Source organism: Nostoc sp. DSM 114160 (assembly GCF_053470305.1).
In genome coordinates this window covers 2,741,279-2,760,101 of the sequence record NZ_JBPFGO010000001.1, presented here as the reverse complement: position 1 = coordinate 2,760,101, position 18,823 = coordinate 2,741,279, and the positions used below count along the sequence as shown (strand labels likewise).

9 protein-coding genes and 2 pseudogenes are annotated in these 18,823 nt (G+C 41.3%); 8 read left to right on the top strand and 3 right to left on the bottom strand.

Annotation, left to right across the window (positions count from 1 at the left end):
* Positions 1-221 precede the first annotated feature (221 nt).
* Positions 222-1,542: pseudogene (locus NSTCB13_RS12250) on the bottom strand (dihydroorotase).
* Positions 1,543-1,974: 432 nt separating this feature from the next.
* Here NSTCB13_RS12250 and lepB point away from each other — a divergent pair.
* The 6 genes from lepB (at position 1,975) to NSTCB13_RS12220 (ending at position 11,443) form a co-directional block, all read left to right on the top strand.
* Positions 1,975-2,616: a signal peptidase I gene (gene lepB, locus NSTCB13_RS12245; RefSeq protein WP_445628270.1), complete on the top strand. Its 642-nt coding sequence runs from the start codon at positions 1,975-1,977 to the stop codon at positions 2,614-2,616.
* Between the two features lie 293 nt (positions 2,617-2,909).
* Positions 2,910-3,701, top strand: a complete 792-nt coding sequence (locus NSTCB13_RS12240; protein ID WP_448272525.1) for an MOSC domain-containing protein — start codon at positions 2,910-2,912, stop codon at positions 3,699-3,701.
* Between the two features lie 533 nt (positions 3,702-4,234).
* Positions 4,235-7,714, top strand: a complete 3,480-nt coding sequence (locus tag NSTCB13_RS12235; RefSeq protein ID WP_448272524.1) for an ATP-binding protein — start codon at positions 4,235-4,237, stop codon at positions 7,712-7,714.
* Entirely contained in the window at positions 7,704-7,886 is a 183-nt protein-coding gene (locus tag NSTCB13_RS12230; RefSeq protein ID WP_448272523.1) for a hypothetical protein, read from the top strand. Before NSTCB13_RS12235 ends, NSTCB13_RS12230 begins: the two co-directional genes overlap by 11 nt.
* Complete coding sequence (locus NSTCB13_RS12225) at positions 7,883-9,718, top strand: GGDEF/EAL domain-containing response regulator (protein WP_448272522.1); 1,836 nt, start codon at positions 7,883-7,885, stop codon at positions 9,716-9,718. Before NSTCB13_RS12230 ends, NSTCB13_RS12225 begins: the two co-directional genes overlap by 4 nt.
* 267 nt (positions 9,719-9,985) lie before the next feature.
* The gene (locus NSTCB13_RS12220) at positions 9,986-11,443 is read left to right on the top strand and encodes a hybrid sensor histidine kinase/response regulator (protein WP_448272521.1); all 1,458 of its coding nucleotides are present in this window, start codon (positions 9,986-9,988) and stop codon (positions 11,441-11,443) included.
* A 41-nt stretch (positions 11,444-11,484) separates the two neighbouring features.
* Here NSTCB13_RS12220 and NSTCB13_RS12215 read toward each other — a convergent pair whose 3' ends face one another.
* A complete protein-coding gene (locus tag NSTCB13_RS12215) occupies positions 11,485-12,159 on the bottom strand; it encodes a response regulator (protein WP_448265019.1) in 675 nt (224 codons plus the stop codon).
* A 135-nt stretch (positions 12,160-12,294) separates the two neighbouring features.
* Complete coding sequence (locus NSTCB13_RS12210; protein WP_445628276.1) at positions 12,295-13,371, bottom strand: sensor histidine kinase; 1,077 nt, start codon at positions 13,369-13,371, stop codon at positions 12,295-12,297.
* Between the two features lie 670 nt (positions 13,372-14,041).
* Between NSTCB13_RS12210 and kdpA the strand changes: the two are divergent.
* A pseudogene (gene kdpA / locus NSTCB13_RS12205) lies at positions 14,042-15,729 on the top strand (potassium-transporting ATPase subunit KdpA).
* Between the two features lie 558 nt (positions 15,730-16,287).
* Entirely contained in the window at positions 16,288-18,393 is a 2,106-nt protein-coding gene (gene kdpB, locus NSTCB13_RS12200; protein WP_448272520.1) for a potassium-transporting ATPase subunit KdpB, read from the top strand.
* Positions 18,394-18,823: the final 430 nt, after the last annotated feature.

Here is an 18,823-nt window from a genome sequence, read left to right as displayed (position 1 = left end):
AACTTAACGTGAAAGAGACGCGATGAATCGCCGTCTCTACAATAGTCAATCTTTCGTCTTGACGGCGATTTATCGTGTCTTTGTGATATTTAACTTGAAACACTTAGAGATAGCAAAGTTCTACGTTGTGAGGTCAAAAAATATCCCACCCGCGCAATCTGGCGTGAAGGGTGGGGAGGAATATATCTTATGTAGTTGCTGTCAAGTTAAATGAATATTTGCTACAAGAAAGTTAAAGCTTGACCCCGCACTTGCGTATTTACCTGGCCTTTGTCATAAACTATTTCACCGCCGACAATGGTGGTTTTAGCCCAGCCGGTTAGGTTCCAGCCTTCAAAAGGACTCCAATGGCATTTGGTTAAAAGTTCCTCGCGCTGTACTGGGCGGTATGTGTTTAAATCTACAAGCACTAAATCGGCATCATAACCAGGGGCGATCGCTCCCTTATTCGGAATACCATAAGCCACAGCTACAGCTTTAGACATCCAGTTTACAACTTGAGCCACAGTACACTTGCCCTCCATTGCCGCAGTTAACATCAAAGCCAGGGAAGTTTCCACCCCAGGCATTCCTGAAGGACTATTGGGATATTCTTGAGCTTTTTCTTCTAAGGTGTGCGGTGCGTGATCTGTCGCAATGAAATCAATCACACCATCGCGCAAAGCTTGCCAGAGAACTTCGTTATCGTGGGGCGATCGCAAAGGTGGATTCATCTGTGCTAATGTGCCAATTGTTTCATAGGCACTAGTATTTAATAACAAATGCTGTGGTGTCACCTCTGCTGTCACCCAACTCGGTTTCTCCTGACGCAGCAAATCTGCTTCTTCGGCAGTTGACATGTGGAGAATATGCAGACGACGTTGATATTTTTGAGAAAGTTTTAATGCTAGTTGGGTTGCCAGCAATGCCGCTTGATTATCTTGAATTTGCGAGTGAACGGCTGGATCGTGAATATTGGCAAATTCTTGGCGGCGTTGGTTGATTCTAGCTTGGGTCTTCGGCATGAACGGCAATTAAGCGATCGCCTTTGGCAAATATCGCCTCCAATGCTGTTTCGCCATCAACCAACAACTGACCATGCATCGACCCCATGAAAATCTTAATTCCTGGTGTTGGCTTTGCTAAAAGCAAATCTGGTAAATTCTCTGCTGTTGCCCCAATAAAAAAGCCATAATTAACTAAGGATTTGTGTGAGGCCCGTTCTAGCTTGTCGTCTAAAGCCTGTTGTGTCGTAGTTAGGGGGCGCGTATTGGGCATTTCTAAAAAAGAAGTGACTCCCCCTTTAGCACAGGCACAACTGGCGGTGAATAAATCTTCCTTGTGTTCTAGTCCAGGTTCTCGGAAATGCACCTGCGGATCGATAACTCCTGGCAACAAAGTTAAGCCTTCTGCGTCAATTTCAGTGACTAGTGCTGTTTGGGAGATTTCTGGCGCAACTTCGACTATTTGGCGATCGCGCGTCAACACATCCCCAACCATCAGTTCACCATCGGGTAAGATTATGCGAGCGCGGCGAATCAGTAACATTTTTGGAGATGACATAGGGATAACCAAGTTTGGACAGCGAGCTATGTATTACAGAGAACCATGCTTTTAGGTTAAACTTATTCGCGATCGGAGTAACCAATTTTTGCCGCGCCTTAAAAAAAAGTTTATTTTTAACAACAGAGGCAGCAGGAGTTTAAGTCCCCCACAAAATCTCCGATTTGGTGGACTGCAATTAGATAAGGTTGAACGCGAGAGCGTCTTATATAAAAGCCTTACCTAAATTCAAACCTTCTACCCCCTGCGTGGTTGTTGAGCGTAGTCGAAACACTGCCCCCTGCCTCCTTCCTCCTTCCCAATCCACAATCTAAAATTGGTAGTCAAGATGCAAACATAACTAGGAAATTAAAATTTTCCCGTTAAGATTAACAGATAAAGTTTCACTAGGTGAGTTAATTACCTACATCTTTCGTTAAATTAAGTAATTTCATGCATAATCAAGTGTCTGATAACAACTCTAGTCAACAACCCGATAATTCTTGGATCGCAGAGCTAGGTAGAACAATTGTATTGAGCATCGTTCTAGCTCTAGGAATTCGTACCTTTGTTGCTGAAGCACGCTGGATTCCTTCTGGTTCAATGGAACCGACTCTGCATGGTACGCCAAACCAGTGGGAGGCAGACAAAATTATTGTCGATAAGTTGAAGTATAAATTTGCTGACCCACAGCGGGGAGATATAGTAGTATTTTCACCTACGAAAGAGCTACAAAAAGAACAATATCAAGATGCTTTTATCAAACGTATAATTGGCTTACCTGGAGAGAAAATACAACTTAAGGATGGCAAAGTATATATCAACGACAAACCTCTCCCAGAATCTAATTACCTCAGTTCTGGGCAGACTACAGTTATTGATGTTTGCCAATCAGGACCACAGCCACCTTTTTTGGCCAAACCCCAGACTATACCAGCCGATTCATATTTAGTACTGGGTGATAATCGTAACAGTAGTTATGACAGCCGCTGCTGGGGTGTTGTCCCTCGACAGAATATCATTGGACGTGCTGTAGTTCGCTTCTGGCCTTTAAATCATGTTGGCGGAATCGATAAATCGCCAATATATCCATAAATTAACAAACAATATTGCTCAAATAGCTGATTAACAAAAGAATTTTAGATTTTAGATTGGGGACTACTAAATCACCAATCTAAAATCCAAAATCCGTCTTGAAAAATTCAGTTTGCTCTTTGCAAGATACTGCGACTTTTCGCCAAATCTCAAATCGAAATATTGCTATGACCGAAAACGACTCATGATACAAAGCAACTAAATTTATTTATGGGTGTCTAAAATGTTTTGATTTTGAATACTTCGACAAGTTCAGTACAAGTTTTGAAATTTTGAATTCGGAGCGAAGCGACGTGACGCCTTACCTAGCTAAGATTTTACTGTATCCAGTTAAATCACTGGATGGTGTTGAAGTTGAGAACGCTAGAGTTCTTGCCAGTGGCGCACTAGAGTATGACCGCGAGTTTGCCCTTTTTGACGAACAAGGTAGATTTGTCAATGGTAAGCGTCATGCTAAAATCCATTTAATAAGGGCACAATTTGCACTCTTAAATAGAACTATCTCGTTGCAAATTCCCGATCGCAACTTACAACAAATTTTTCACCTGGATGAGGAACGGCAAGCATTAGAAGCAACTTTGAGTGATTATTTTGAGTTTGCTATCACATTGAGACAAAACTCTTTGATGGGTTTTCCTGACGATACACACTCACTTGGCCCAACGGTAATTAGTACGGCCACATTGGCAAAAGTAGCTTCTTGGTTTCCTGGTTTAAGTGTGGATGAAATCCGCCGTCGGATGCGTGCCAACATCGAAATTGGTGGTGTACCAGCATTTTGGGAAGATCGGCTATTTAGCGAACAAGGTGATTTAGTCTCTTTTCGAGTGGGAGATGTAGACTTTTTTGGGGTTAACCCATGTCAGCGTTGTATAGTCCCCCCCCCAACACGCGATTCTTACTTAGGGAAAGCTTACCCAAACTTTCAAAAAATCTTTACAACCCAGCGACAAGCAACTTTGCCAAATTGGGTTGCTTCATCGCCTTTTAATCACTTTTATCGATTGAGTATTAATACTCAACTACCCCCATCATCAGCCGAAAAAATTTTACAAATTGGTGATGAAGTTGACATAAATGTATAAAAAAGTTAATATTTAGTCAAAATAAAAAATACAAAGTAAATTTTCTTGGATTTTTTTTGTTTATGCTGTGTATTTGCATAACAATTCTAAAATTGCTGTAATTAAATATAAGTTCTTGTACAAGTCCAGGGGTTTCCAGACCAGAAAATCAATACATCAGCAATTAAAAATTAAATTTAGGATTGGGTGTTAATGGTGACCTGAATTTTAGAATGGCATACTGGAGCTTATTGGTTAAATTTCAGTTCATCTGAGAAAATTTGTGGAAATATTGCCAGATAAAACTGAGCAAATTTAAGTGCGATCGCCTACCCACGTAGGCAATTTCTATAGTGGACAACTCCTGTGCAAAGTTTGAAAATTAGACGTTGGAGGAAGTTAGCCAGTCAAACAATTATAAATATTTCGTACTATTTTATACTAAAAATATAAAATTTTCATAAAGAGCCATGTCTGCCGTAATTATACTTATATAGAATGTAGCTAGCACGGCAAAATGCACCTAGTAGATGCTGGGGAAGAATAAAACTAAAATGTTATCCAAACTTCAGCCCGTCAAATCATTTAATCGCTTAGTTGGCAAAGTTTATGCCAAGATGCCCCTGAGATATGTTCTGATTGTGCCTTTTATCTTGCAAATTTGTGGTGCGGTGGGACTTGTGGGCTATCTTTCGTATCAAAACGGGCAAAAAGCGGTAAGGGAGCTTGCTACTCAATTAGAAAATGAAATCTGCGATCGCATTGAACAGCATCTCGATAGCTATTTAACAACTCCAAAGCAAATTAATCAAATCAACTTAGATGCAATTGATCTAGGTTTGCTCAACCTTTCGGACTTTCAAACCACCGGCAATTACTTTTGGAAACAAATGCAGGTTTTCAATGTTGGCTACAACAGCTTTGCCAATCCCAAAGGTGAATTTATTGGTGTTGAGCGTCTAGATAATGGCCAGCTCTTAATTAATGAAGTTAGCGCCAAGCGTGGTACAGGCAAACTCTATGTTTATCCTACAGACAAGCAAGGAAATCGCCGCCATTTACAGCAAGTCAAAAATTACGATCCTCGCTTAGAAGCTTGGTATACAGATCCAGTCAAGATAGGCAAACGAGTTTGGAGTCAAATTTATCAATGGGAAGATAAACCAGAAGTTTTATCGATATCTTCCAGCTATCCTGTTTACGATAAAAATCGTAAATTTGTTGGAGTGATTAGTGTTGATTTGCTCTTATCACAAATTAGCAAGTTTTTAACTAAGTTAAAAATCAAAGAGTCGGGTAAAACTTTTATTTTAGAGCGTTCTGGTTTCATAGTGGCTTCTTCTACTAGCGAGTCACCATATACGATCGTTAATGGTAAAGGAGAACGTCTATCAGCATTAGATAGTCAAAATTCTTTAATTAAACTTACAACACAGTCTTTGATCGAACGCTTTGGTAGTCTGAAGTTGGTTGTGGGGAAGCAACAGCTAAGTTTTACTGCCGATGGAATGCGTTATTTTGTACAGGTAAAAAGCTGGAGGGACGAACTGGGTTTAGATTGGCTAATCGTGGCGGTGATTCCCGAAGGCGAATTTATGGAGCAAATTAATGCCAACACCCGCATCACTATTTTGCTGTGCATAGTTGCTTTTTTAGTGGCTACAAGAATTGGGATTTTGACTGCTCGTTGGATAATTAAACCGATTTCACAATTAAACAGATCGGCAAAGAAAATTGCTGAAGGTGAATGGGAGGAAACACCAGATATTCAGCGTTCCGATGAACTGGGAGAACTAGCTAAATCATTTGAAACTATGGCAAAGCAACTCCAAGCATCCTTTAGCGCTTTAGAAGCAAAGAATGCCCAGATGCAAGTTTTAAATGAGGCGCTATCTCATAATCAGAATCAGCTAACTCAATTTTTAGAAGCCATACCAGTCGGTGTATTTATCATCAATGCTGAAGGTGAACCTTATTATACAAATCAGATTGGGCAGCAAATTCTCGGTCAAGGAGCGATCGCAGAAGTTAAAGTCGAAGAATTATCAGAGATATATCAAGCTTACCTAGCCGGGACAGATCGACTTTACCCCAGCGATCGCTTGCCGATTTTGAGAGCATTGCTTGGGGAAAGCATCAGGGTTGATGATATGGAAATTCGCTATTGTGGGAAGATTACTCACATTGAGGTTTTAGGAAAGCCAATTTATGATGAATCAGGGAATGTGGCTTTTGCGATCGCCACATTTTTTGATATCACCCAACGCAAACAAACAGAAAAGTTATTAGCAGAATATAATCGCACCTTAGAGGCTCAAGTAAAAAAACGAACTGAAGAGTTCCAGCAAGTTATTCAGCAACTGCAAACCACCCAAGAAGAACTAATTCAATCGCAAAAAATCGCTGCACAGGAACAACAAGCAGCCGTTCGGGAAGCGGCGCGAAGTGCTGCCGCCAACCTTGCCAAAAGCGAATTCCTGGCTAACATGAGCCACGAACTGCGTACCCCACTCAATGCCATTCTTGGTTTTACCCAAGTCATGAGTCGAGATTATTCGCTATCTAGCGAACATCAAGAAAACTTGGCAATAATTAATCGTGCTGGCGAACATCTACTCAAATTAATTAATGACATTCTCGAAATGTCTAAAATCGAAGCTGGCAAAATCACTTTAAATTCCAGCAGCTTTGACTTAATTCATTTGTTGAAGAACTTAGAAGAGATGTTGCACTTGCGTGCTGCATCTAAAAATTTAGAATTACTGTTTGAATATGCGCCAGATATTCCTAAATACATAGAAACTGACGAAAATAAACTGTGTCAAGTATTGCTCAACCTCTTGGGAAATGCGATTAAATTTACCGAGAAAGGGAGTGTGACGCTACGGGTGAGACTAGGAGCAGGGGAGCATACTTCTCTACGAGAGGCTACGCCAACGACTACGCTCAGTAACCGGGGGAGCAGGGGAGCAGGGGAGCCGGGGGAGCAAAATCTTTCTTATCCTTCTCTTCTGTGCTTTGAGGTACAAGATACTGGCTGTGGTATTGCCCCACAAGAACTTGACTTGCTGTTTGAGGCTTTTGAGCAAACTGAAATCGGCAGAAAATTTCAACAAGGAACAGGACTGGGTTTAGCGATTAGCCGTAAATACGTGCAACTGATGGGAGGAGATATTACTGTCAGCACGATGCCTGGTGTCGGTAGTACATTTGCCTTTGATGTTCAGATTGCTCTAACTTGCCCTAGAGAAATCCCGATCGACCAAATAAAATCACAAATTAGAGCTTTAGCACCTAGTGAAAAAGTATACCGTATCCTAGTAGTTGACGATTCCAAAGAAAGTCGTATATTGCTAATTAAAATTCTCACAGCTCTTGGCTTTGAAGTTAATGAAGCTACAGATGGTAGTGAAGCGATCGCTAATTGGGAATCTTGGCAACCACACTTGATCTTTATGGATATGCGAATGCCAGTTATGGACGGTTACGAAGCCACAAGAATTATTAAAGCTAGAGAAATCGGGCATGGGACAGCCAATACGTCGCGGAAGTTCCCAAAATTAAAACAACTGGTGTCATCGGGGAGTCAGTACCTTGCTGAGGAGTTAACCGATTCCGGCGAGGGTGAGGTTCTGAAAGTTGTATGCAAATCTTCTACACCCGAAACAACTGGTGTTATAGAAAATGATGCTTCTGGTGCGTCCACTTGGCGATCGCGGATGCCAACAGCCTTGGCTCCCCCTTACGACTCCTCTAGAACAATGCCAGATCGCTGCAATACAAATACAATCATTATTGCCCTAACTGCTAGCGCCTTTGAGGAAGAACGCCAGAAAATTTTGTCCATTGGCTGTGATGATTTTATTCGCAAGCCATTCAAACAGGAAGTATTATTGGAAAAACTAAGCAAACATCTGGGTTTAAAATATACCAATCAAGTAGAAACCACAAACACAGTAGTTGTCGATCGAGCTACACAGATTTTTGTAAGTGTTGCCGAACTCCTGGGGTCAATTATCACAAATGCCACCTGAGTGGCTCCAACAGGTTCACTATGCCGCAGCCAGCTGTAGCGATGAACTGATTTTAGAGTTACTCAAACAAATTCCATCAGATAATGCTCAAGTTTTCCAAGTTCTCAGGGATTTAGCAAATAACTACCAGTTTGAGAAAATCATGGAATTGACTACAACAAACTTAGAATGAATTACGAGCATTTAGACCCTAATAAAAAAGATATTTTGATCGTTGATGATATGGCGGATAACCTCCGGGTTTTATCCTCTATATTGACAAGGGAAGGGTATAACGTTCGTAAAGCTTTGAACTGGCAAATGGCACTGACAGCAACTCAAACATTATTACCTGATTTGATTCTACTCGATATTATGATGCCAGAAGTAGATGGGTATGAAATTTGCCAGACCTTTAAAGCTTGGGATCTAACAGCCGATATTCCAGTAATTTTTATTAGCGCTTTAGATGATGTTTTTGACAAAGTTAAAGCCTTTAAAGTGGGAGGTGTAGACTATATCACCAAACCTTTTGAGTTTCAAGAAGTTTTAGTGCGCGTGCAAAATCAACTGGCATTGAGATCGGCGCGATTAGAAATCTTGAAATTAAATGTTGAACTAGAAGATCGGGTAAAACAACGGACTGGAGAGCTAGAAAAAACTCTCCAAAAACTTCAACAAGAAATCGATTCCCGCCAGAAATTGCAAAGTCAACTGCTAGATATAGCACTGCATGATCCCCTGACTGGATTATCAAACCGAGTTTTGTTTATTAGGCGACTAGAAAATGCTCTAAATCGCGCCAAGCAAGAATCTAGTTATCAGTTTGCAGTACTTTTTTTGGACTGCGATCGCTTCAAAGTTGTTAATGATTCTCTTGGTCATCCGGTAGGAGATGAATTGCTGATAGCCATTGCTCACCGCTTACAAGCATGTATCATACCTGCTGATACTTTAGCACGATTGGGCGGGGACGAATTTGGAATTCTTCTAGAAAATATCACAGATGTCAATATAGCAATCCAAGTTGCAGAAAGGATTTTGCAGCAGTTATCACTTGCTTTTCAACTGTCAAGATATGAAGTATTTATGAATGCCAGTATTGGCATTAGTTGGGGCAATAAAGATTACGATCGCCCAGAATATTTGCTGCGAGATGCTGATACGGCAATGTATCGGGCTAAGGCTCAAGGAAGGGCCAAGTATCACGTTTTTAATCCAGCAATGCATCAGGAAGCTATTCAGCTTTTAGAGTTAGAAAATGACTTGCGGAGGGCTGTGGAAAGGCGAGAATTTCTCGTTTACTATCAGCCAATTATTTCCCTGGTTACAGGTAGAATTTCTGGATTTGAAGCCTTGGTACGCTGGCAACATCCGATTCGTGGTTTGGTTTCTCCCATAGAGTTTATTCCTGTAGCCGAAGAAACAGGTTTGATTAATGCGATCAATACTTGGGTATTACAGTCAGCTTGTCATCAATTAAGCATTTGGCAACATTATCCAGTCACGCCAGAACCTCTAACTATGAGTGTCAATTTGAGTGCAAGATTATTTTTGCAGCCGAATTTTCTAGAACAGATTGACCGAATAATTTATGAAAATCAAATAAATCCTGCATATTTAGAATTAGAAATTACCGAAAGTGTAATTATGGAAAATACTGATGCAATCAAAATAATTCTTGAACAACTAAAGCAGCGAAAAATTAAGTTAATTATGGATGACTTTGGTACAGGATATTCCTCTTTAAGTTATCTGCACAGCTTTCCTTTAAATGCACTTAAAATTGATAAATCTTTCGTCAAGCGGATGCAGGATAACAAAGAGAATATGGGGTTAGTACCAGCAATGATTGGTATTGCGAACTCAATGGGGATGAGTGCGATCGCTGAAGGTGTCGAAACACAAGAACAGTTAGCCCAATTGAGAAGTTTAAACTGTAATTTTGCCCAAGGATATTTATTTTCTAAACCCGTAGAACAACGACTAGCTCTTGAGTTGCTCGCTTCAGCACCTCAATGGTAGCTATCAAGTAGCACCTGGAAAAAATTTCATTTTCGATCCTTGGCTAGATAATCTGTGAGTGCTATTTATTACAATCATGACAACAATTCATCATGTTGCCAAAGGTGATAAGTGGCTAATAGCTTCGATAATCTGCAAAACTCTCCAGCCACGTGAGAGTTAAACTATAAATATAAGTATTTCGGTGAAATCGGTCAACAAATTTTAGGGTGATTTCAAAGAAGGATTTACTATCCTTAATAATTATACGCGTAACTTTGATCGATAATGCATTTTAATCAAACTAACCATCAGAAAAGAAATATTTTGGTGGTCGATGATACCCCAGATAATCTGCGGCTTTTATCAGCGATGTTGACTGCACAAGGTTTTGAAGTTCGCAAAGCCTTAAACGGTAAAATGGCACTGACTGCATGTCAAATGGTTTTGCCCGATGTGATTTTGCTGGATATCAATATGCCAGGTATGGATGGCTACCAAGTTTGTCAACAACTAAAAGCTGACCATAAAACTAGTGAAGTCCCAGTAATTTTTATTAGCGCTCTAGATGATGTTGTCGATAAGGTAAAGGCATTTGATGTTGGTGGTGTAGATTATATTGCCAAACCTTTTCATGGTGCAGAAGTGGTGTTGCGAATTGAAAATCAGATTAATTTACGCTTGCTCCAAGTTAAACTGCAAGAACAAAACTTTTTACTCCAACAAGCTCTTGACGACTTGAAAGCCTCTCAAGTTCAACAAATTCAGAACGAAAAGATGGTGGCGCTGGGACAGTTAGTAGCTGGACTGGCTCATGAGATTAATAACCCGATCAGTTTTATTTATGGAAATCTCCAATATGCTGGCCAATATGTAGAAGACCTAGTGAAGATAATTGAGGTTTATCAGCAAGAATATCCCAAACCCACACCAAAAATTCAGCAGATAGCCAGAGATATAGACTTGAATTTTATCATTAAGGATCTGCAAAATCTGATAGGTGCAATGTATAGAGGCTCCGATCGCATTCAGGAAATTGTACTGGCGCTACAACATTTTTCTCGGCATGATGAAGCAGAGATGAAACGGGTCAATATCCATGAAGACATCGAAAACACTTTAGTGATGTTACAACATCGGCTCAGGGAAACAGCCAATCGTCCGGCAATTGTTGTAGTGAAAGATTATGGTAACTTGCCCCTAGTCACTTGTTATGCGAGTGAACTCAATCAAGTATTTATGCATTTGTTGAATAATGCGATTGATGCAATAGAAGAGGGAGTAGAGAACGGAAAGTGGAGAGCAGAAAATCAATTTCCAGATGAAGCAATGGGGAATGAAGCATGGGGAATAGGGAATCAATCTTCTCCTCCCCAAATTTGGATTCATACAGAGGTGACAGACTTGAACGTAGTCAAAATTGCGATCGCTGATAATGGTCTTGGTATTGAAGAGTCGTTGCGATCGCGTTTATTCGATCCATTTTTTACCACAAAACCTGTGGGCAAAGGTAGTGGACTAGGATTATCTATTAGCTATCAGATTATCGTCCAAAAACACCGAGGAAATATAAGCTGTAACTCATCTGTGGGCAAAGGAGCAGAGTTTGCAATCGAAATTCCCATAGAGCAGCCTGATATCTCATCGCAATTTTCAAAATCCGAAAAGGGATTGGGACTGGGGATTAGGGAGATGGAGAGCAGAGAAGCAGAGGAGCAGGGGAAGCAGGGGAGCAGGGGAGAATAATAATTCCTGACCAATGACCCAATGACAAATGACCAATAAATCTAATTAATCAACAATTCTGGTGCTACCAATCCTTTTTGAATAGCTAAGACTGCGGCTTGAGTGCGATCGCGTACTTCTAGTTTTTGTAAAATAGCATGGACATGAACCCGCACAGTACCAGGGGCAATGTAGAGAATTTCAGCAATTTCTTGATTGCTTTTGCCAGCTGCTACCAGTGCCAAAATTTCTTGCTCCCGCTTCGTTAAAGGATTTTCTAGAGATTCCTCAGTTTTTGCAGACTGCACCGCCATCGAATTGCCCTCAAAAGCGGCTCTAATTTCAGTTGTTGCCGTTTGATCCCACCAAGAAGCGCCCGCAGCAACCGATCGCACTGCTAATATCAAAGACTCAGCCGGAATACCTTTAAGACAGTAACCTTGCGCCCCGGCGGCAATTAACCGCGAAATCAGTGGTTTTTCAGAACGAGACGTTAAAACGAGAACTGGTAAATTTGGGTGCTTCTGCTTGATTTGGCGACAAGCCTCAATCCCGCCAATTCCCGGTAAACCTATATCCAGCAAGACCAAATCTAGAGGATAGTGATTGGCGAATTCTACAGCTTGTTCCCCATCTTCCGCTTCTGCGACAATCTCCAAACTGGTTTCTTGTTGCAACCGCATTCGCAAACCAAGGCGAAATAATTCATCATCTTCAACTAGTAAGATTTTTGTCATTGGTAATTGGGCATTGGGCATTGGGCATTGGGCATTGGGCATTGGGCATTGGGAAAGAGGAGGCAGGAGGCAGAAGTTTTTTAATGCATGAATTTTGAATTTTGAATTTTGAATTTTGAATTTTGAATTGATTTCTCATCTCCCCGGTGGCGGACAAGCTGGGAGTCGGAAAGCAAACAGTGCGCCGCGTGGTGAGCGATTCTCTGCCCAAATTGTACCCCCATGAGCAGTAATAATTTGCCTAGTCAAATAAAGTCCTAGCCCAGAACCAGAGACGTGGCGATCGCTATTTCCTTGATAAAATCTCTCAAATAAGTGAGGTAACTCTTTTTCGGTAATCCCGGAACCAGTATCGAGTATTTTTACCACTTGATCGCTAGAATAACCTTCAAATACTACTTCCACTTTACCGCCACGAGGGGTATGGTTAATGCCATTACTCAGGAGATTGCTGAAGACTCGCCCAAGTTGCAAAGAATCGCCATTTACCCAGAGAAAGCTGCGAAAATCTGATTCGCCATAGTGCAGAGAAATATAAACCTGGCGTGTTTTCGCTAGTTCTGTTAGGGTAGCAACGATTTCTTCCGCTACTGTCACCAAGTTAACTGGTGATATCTGTAGTTTCAGCCCTTCAGCATCATTGCGGTACACATCTAAAAGTGTTTGGACTAATTGCAATGTACTCTGATGACTACGAGCCATTGTTTGTAATACTTTTGCTTGCATGGGCGTGATTTCACCGAATTGCTCATTTTGAAAATATTTCAGCGTTTCAATTGCTCCTAATAAAGGTGTTTTCAAATCATGCGTTAGGGTAGAAACAAAATCTTCACGCATGATAGCTAGTTGTTCTTGGGAGCGTAATTGTGCTTGGGTATAAGCGATCGCTTCTTCATTGCGGTGGTTGCGATCGCTTAACCAACCTGTTACCATCAACGCCAACACTGCAATCAGCCTATTTGCCAACGTTGGAGAATTAATCATTTCTCCTCCGGGAACAAACAAATTCAATAATGTTAATCCTGTTGCTGCTAGAGTGATCCCCAAAACTGCTCTCCGATTCAATCGAGAATCTGCTAACAAAATCGTTCCCGTGTAGAGGTAGCCAAATACGTACTCTGGGGGTGTCAAATATTCTAGTATTATCACGATCGCAAAAGCGATCGCTATTAGTCCATAGGTCTTTCCCCGCTCATTTATAGCTTCTTTCATAGTCCATAATCGACTTAACATCGTCATTTATGATTTACTAAAAAATTGTGATTCTCCAATCTGTATAACTATTTAATTCACCAATTATGAGTTATCTGTAATCTATATCTGCAAATGCCAACTTCAGAATTAACCCGAAAATTACGATTCTCCAAATGCAATAAAGAAGACTGGAGAATAAAAACTGGGTAATTGCCCACAAGAAGCAGCGTCTCTACCACTATCTTCCCAAACCCTAATCCCATTAAGAAAATACTTTATGATATTTATATTCTTTGAAAGTAGCAAACTTGCAAAATGTATTGTATAAACAAATAGTCCTAAGTAGTGAGATAGATAAATTAAGAGTCAAAATTAAATATTCTTAACGAAAACTTTAATAAGTATCTGGATAGTCATAACTGAAAATATTCAGGAGTTATGTTAGCCGTAGTTGTACGTTCAGCCAGTATTGAGTAAAAAGTTATGAGTAAAAATTAGTACTTATGAATCTTACTACTCTCAGCCGAGGCACTTACTACTCGGAACTGATTTGATGCTGAGTGCGATTATTGCTTTTTGTACTCAGTACTGTTTAGGAAAATCCCTTGAAATCAAATACTCCTACAGTTAATCTATTATTTCTAAGAATTGGCTTGCTACTACTTAAATTTAATTTAGCGCGAAATATATGGGACAAGGTTTTTTGCAAATTGGCTTAACGCTGTGTATTGTCATAGCAATCACTCCATTATTCGGAAAATACATAGCTCGTGTCTTTTTGGGGGAAAAAACACTACTTGATTTTTTAATGAACCCCATAGAGCGGAGTATGTTCGTATTTGCGAGTGTTCGGAGAAAAGATGACATGACAGGTTGGCAGTATATCCGGGCCATACTCTGTTTTAACTTGATTATGGGCATTTCAGTGTATTTATTGATCTATTTTCAAAGACTTTTACCCTGGAATCCAAACGGTTTCGGTGCGCCCACCTGGGATGTATTGCTGCATACAACGATTTCATTTGTAACGAATACTGACCAACAACACTATGTAGGTGAGACAACCTTAAGCTATTTTAGCCAGGTAGCGGCTTTAGGCTTTTTGATGTTCGCCTCCGCAGCCACAGGTTTAGCTGTGGGAATTGCCTTTATTCGCGGGTTGACGGGTAGAAGACTGGGAAACTTTTACGTCGATCTCGTCCGTGGAATTACGCGAATATTGTTACCGATTTCGATTATTGGCGCGATCGCCTTACTTATAGCAGGTGTACCACAAACCTTAGCTGGAACTATGGATGTGCAAACCTTAGAAGGCGGGACGCAATATCTGGCCAGAGGCCCGGTGGCATCCTTTGAAACGATCAAACTTTTGGGCGAGAACGGCGGTGGCTTTTTTGGCGTCAACTCAGCACATCCCTTTGAAAATCCCAATGGCGCTTCTAACTTGATAGAAATGCTCGCCATGATTTCTATCCCAGCAGCCTTGATTTACACCTACGGTATATTTGCCAATAACATCAAACAAGCTTGGCTACTTTTTTGGATGGTGTTTGTGATTTTTGTCATTCTCGTGGGAGTTACAGCCGTGGGAGAACTGCAAGGTAATCCCCTGGTTAATACCGCCTTTGGATTAGAACAGCCCAATTTAGAGGGAAAAGAAGTTCGATTTGGTTGGGCACAAACAGCATTTTGGGCAGTGATGACTACTGCTACTATGTCTGGTGCTGTGAACGGGATGCACGATTCTTTGATGCCGCAAGGAATATTTTCGACTCTCTTCAACTTATTTATCCAGGTTATCTGGGGTGGTCAAGGAACTGGAACAGCTTACTTATTTATTTACTTAATTCTCACAGTCTTCCTGACTGGGGACTCATGGCAGGACGTACTCCAGAGTTTTTAGGACGCAAAATTGAAAAGCGAGAAATCGTCCTCGCTAGCGTAGTGCTGTTGATTCACCCAATTCTAGTTTTGATTCCCAGTGCGATCGCTTTGGCTTATCCCATCTCCCTATCTGGAATTAGCAACGCTGGCTATCACGGTATTTCTCAAGTAGTTTATGAATATGCTTCAGCAGCAGCAAATAATGGTTCGGGCTTAGAGGGTTTGGGGGATAACACCCTGTGGTGGAACTTGAGTACAATAGTGAGCCTAATCGGAGGACGCTACATTCCGATGATTGCTATCCTGCTGCTAGCTGACGGGATGTCTCGCAAACAACCAGTAGAAGAAACTCCTGCTACCTTAAGAACAGATTCTTTGGTATTTACTAGTATCACAGCTGGAGTAACGCTGGTTTTGGGAGTATTAACTTTCTTTCCCGTTCTGGCTTTAGGCCCCATAGCTGAGGGTTTGAAACTAGCATCTGGCAGTTAGAAAAGTTATGAGTTATAAGTTTGAAATTAAGAAGATATCAAAAAGTAATTCAGGAGGCAGGAGGAAGGAGTAACCCAGACTTAAAAGTGTGAGATTTGAGCAAGAAAGGTTATATAGCTGTAGTCAGACATATTAGGACAGTGTTGATTGCTCAAAACCTTGGAAGCAACTAGTAGTCTGCCAAGCCAAAAATGTGCTTGTGAGGGCTGGGTAAGGGGTAAAGGGGAAAGGGTAAGGGATTTAAAACCTTTCTCCCTTTACCCCGCCAAGTTCACGAGAGCGAACTACTAGGTTTACTCAGCACGGGATCAACGCCCCGCTATCCATGTACAGCACTCAGCTATATCTTGCACTACGCGTCTCGTACCAGTATCTTATTTTTAACTGGGTAATTACTCAGAACTAAAGTTTTCATTCATACTTATTTCCTCCTGGCTCCTGCCGTTATCTGATAAATTATTCGGTTTCGTAGGATGCGTTACTAACGCATCCTACAGGTTGGATATTTTTTTATTAGAAGTTCCTATAACTCCTAACTTCTCACTGCTAACTTTATTTATGAATCAAGTGGCAACTAACTTCAAAGCTAGACGCCCAAGTTTTCGTTCTGGCGATCGCCGCCAAAAACGTAAAAAGACCAGGGCAAATAATAAGTGGCTGTACTTAAGAGCAATTAGAGATGCTTTTGTCAAGCTCAACCCTAAGTATGCAATCAAAAATCCAGTAATCTTTGTGGTTTGGGTAGGGACAATCATCATCCTATTGCTAACGATCGATCCCAACCTATTTGGCCCAGCCCTGCAAAAGAACCCGCAAGTTTTCAACGCCTTGTTGTCAGGGATTTTATTCTTCACAGTTTGGTTTGCCAATTTTGCCGAAGCAGTGGCAGAAGGACGGGGTAAAGCCCAAGCCGATGCCTTGCGGTTAACAAAGTTAGAGGCGATCGCGAAAAAACTTGCTGCCGATGGCACAATTAGTGAAGTTTCATCCACCAGCCTTAAACAGGGCGATACCATTTACGTCGTTGCTGGCGATATCATCCCCGCCGATGGTGAAGTCATCATGGGTGTTGCCTCAGTGGATGAATCGGCAATTACTGGAGAATCTGCACCAGTATTAAAAGAATCAGGCTCCGATGTTGCCAGTTCCGTCACTGGTGGAACGCGAATTATCTCAGATGAACTAATTATCCGTATAACTACTGATGCAGGCAAAGGCTTTATTGACCGGATGATTGCCTTGGTAGAAGGGGCAGAACGCAGCAAAACACCCAATGAAATTGCCCTCACGGTATTGTTAGCAGTTCTCAGCTTAGTGTTTTTGTTAGTCGTAGTCACCTTGCCTGCACTTGCTTACTATGTCAACAGTCCAGTTAACGTCCCAATTTTAATTGCCCTATTAGTAGCGTTAATTCCTACCACCATTGGCGGCTTACTAAGTACCATCGGTATTGCTGGTATGGATCGAGTTGCCCAATTTAACGTCATTGCCACATCAGGACGAGCAGTCGAAGCCTGTGGTGATATCAATACTTTACTTCTTGACAAAACAGGTACAATTACCCTCGGCAACCGTCTGGCGGAAGAGTTTATTCCCCTCAACGGTCATTCAATGTCGGAAATTGCTAATGTTGCCTGGGCGGCTAGTGTCTTTGACAATACACCAGAAGGAAAATCCATTGTCCGACTGGCAGAAAAGTTAGGCGCACGGTTTGATTTTGACTCCACTCAGGCAGAAGGAGTCAGTTTTTCCGCCAAAACCCGGATGAGTGGCACGAATTTACCTGGTGGGTATGAGGCCAGAAAGGGAGCAGTAGAAGCTATTAAAGGATTTGTCCGTTCCCGCAACGGACGCGATACGCCAGAATTGGATGCTATTTACGAACGAGTTTCCCGCTTGGGAGGTACACCCCTAGCAGTTAGTCTAGATAACGAAATCTATGGGATTGTTTATCTCAAAGATATAGTTAAACCTGGTATCCGCGATCGCTTTCTTGCACTGCGACGGATGGGAGTGCGTACCATCATGCTAACTGGAGACAATCGAATTACTGCTTCTGTCATTGCTAAAGAAGCTGGGGTTGATGACTTCATTGCCGAAGCCACACCAGAAGACAAAATCAGTATCATTAAACAGGAACAAGCAGCAGGTAAACTGGTTGCCATGACGGGAGATGGAACTAACGATGCTCCAGCATTAGCTCAAGCTAACGTCGGCGTGGCGATGAATACAGGAACACAAGCTGCAAAAGAAGCCGCTAACATGATCGATTTGGACTCCGATCCCACAAAGCTACTCGATATCATTGGTATTGGTAAGCAATTGTTGATTACTCGCGGGGCATTGACGACATTTTCCATCGCTAATGATATTGCTAAATACTTTGCAATTATTCCAGTGATATTTGTCGCTGCTAATTTGCAAAGCCTGAATATTATGAATTTGACTAGCCCTAAATCTGCTGTACTTTCAGCGCTGATTTATAATGCTTTGATTATTCCCGCTTTGATTCCTTTAGCATTAAAGGGTGTGAGGTTTAGACCGCTGACAGCTAATCAGTTACTCCAACGTAATATCTTAATTTACGGCTTAGGTGGGGTGATTGCGCCGTTTATTGCCATTAAGTTGATCGATGTACTGATTACACTTGTAGGTTTGGCTTAAGGATAGCAAAAGTAGAGACGCTGAGAAACGAGCATATCTTGACCAAAGTAAAATAATAAACATTTTTACTTTTACCTGTTGATAGGAGGGACAAGAAGAATATGAATAAATATCGTTTTCATTCAGCACTGCTTTGGCGATATCCTTTGTTTAGTCGCAATGGCATAAACAACAGACCTCTTGCAAAAATAATTTTTGCACTCTTAGGGTAAAGGGTAAAGGTTAAAGGGAAAGGATTTGGAGTTTCTTTACCCTTTTCCCGGACAAATGCCAAGAAGTCTAACATTTACCACTCGCTATTTTTATCTTGCTGTGCTTGAATGTGGTAACTGCCCCAGTTGTTTATGCTGTTGCTAACAGCATCTTGTAACATCCTGCTAGGTGGGCAAAAGAATTAAAAATTAAAAATTAAAAATTAAATTATAGGCGC

Excerpts from the sequence above, each read along its gene's own strand:
- NSTCB13_RS12220 (WP_448272521.1), top strand. The coding sequence starts at position 9,986 with ATGCATTTTAATCAAACTAACCATCAGAAAAGAAATATTTTGGTGGTC.
- lepB (WP_445628270.1), top strand. The coding sequence starts at position 1,975 with ATGCATAATCAAGTGTCTGATAACAACTCTAGTCAACAACCCGATAAT.
- NSTCB13_RS12215 (WP_448265019.1), bottom strand. The coding sequence starts at position 12,159 with ATGACAAAAATCTTACTAGTTGAAGATGATGAATTATTTCGCCTTGGT.
- NSTCB13_RS12235 (WP_448272524.1), top strand. The coding sequence starts at position 4,235 with ATGTTATCCAAACTTCAGCCCGTCAAATCATTTAATCGCTTAGTTGGC.
- NSTCB13_RS12225 (WP_448272522.1), top strand. The coding sequence starts at position 7,883 with ATGAATTACGAGCATTTAGACCCTAATAAAAAAGATATTTTGATCGTT.
- NSTCB13_RS12230 (WP_448272523.1), top strand. The coding sequence starts at position 7,704 with ATGCCACCTGAGTGGCTCCAACAGGTTCACTATGCCGCAGCCAGCTGT.
- kdpB (WP_448272520.1), top strand. The coding sequence starts at position 16,288 with ATGAATCAAGTGGCAACTAACTTCAAAGCTAGACGCCCAAGTTTTCGT.
- NSTCB13_RS12210 (WP_445628276.1), bottom strand. The coding sequence starts at position 13,371 with ATGAAAGAAGCTATAAATGAGCGGGGAAAGACCTATGGACTAATAGCG.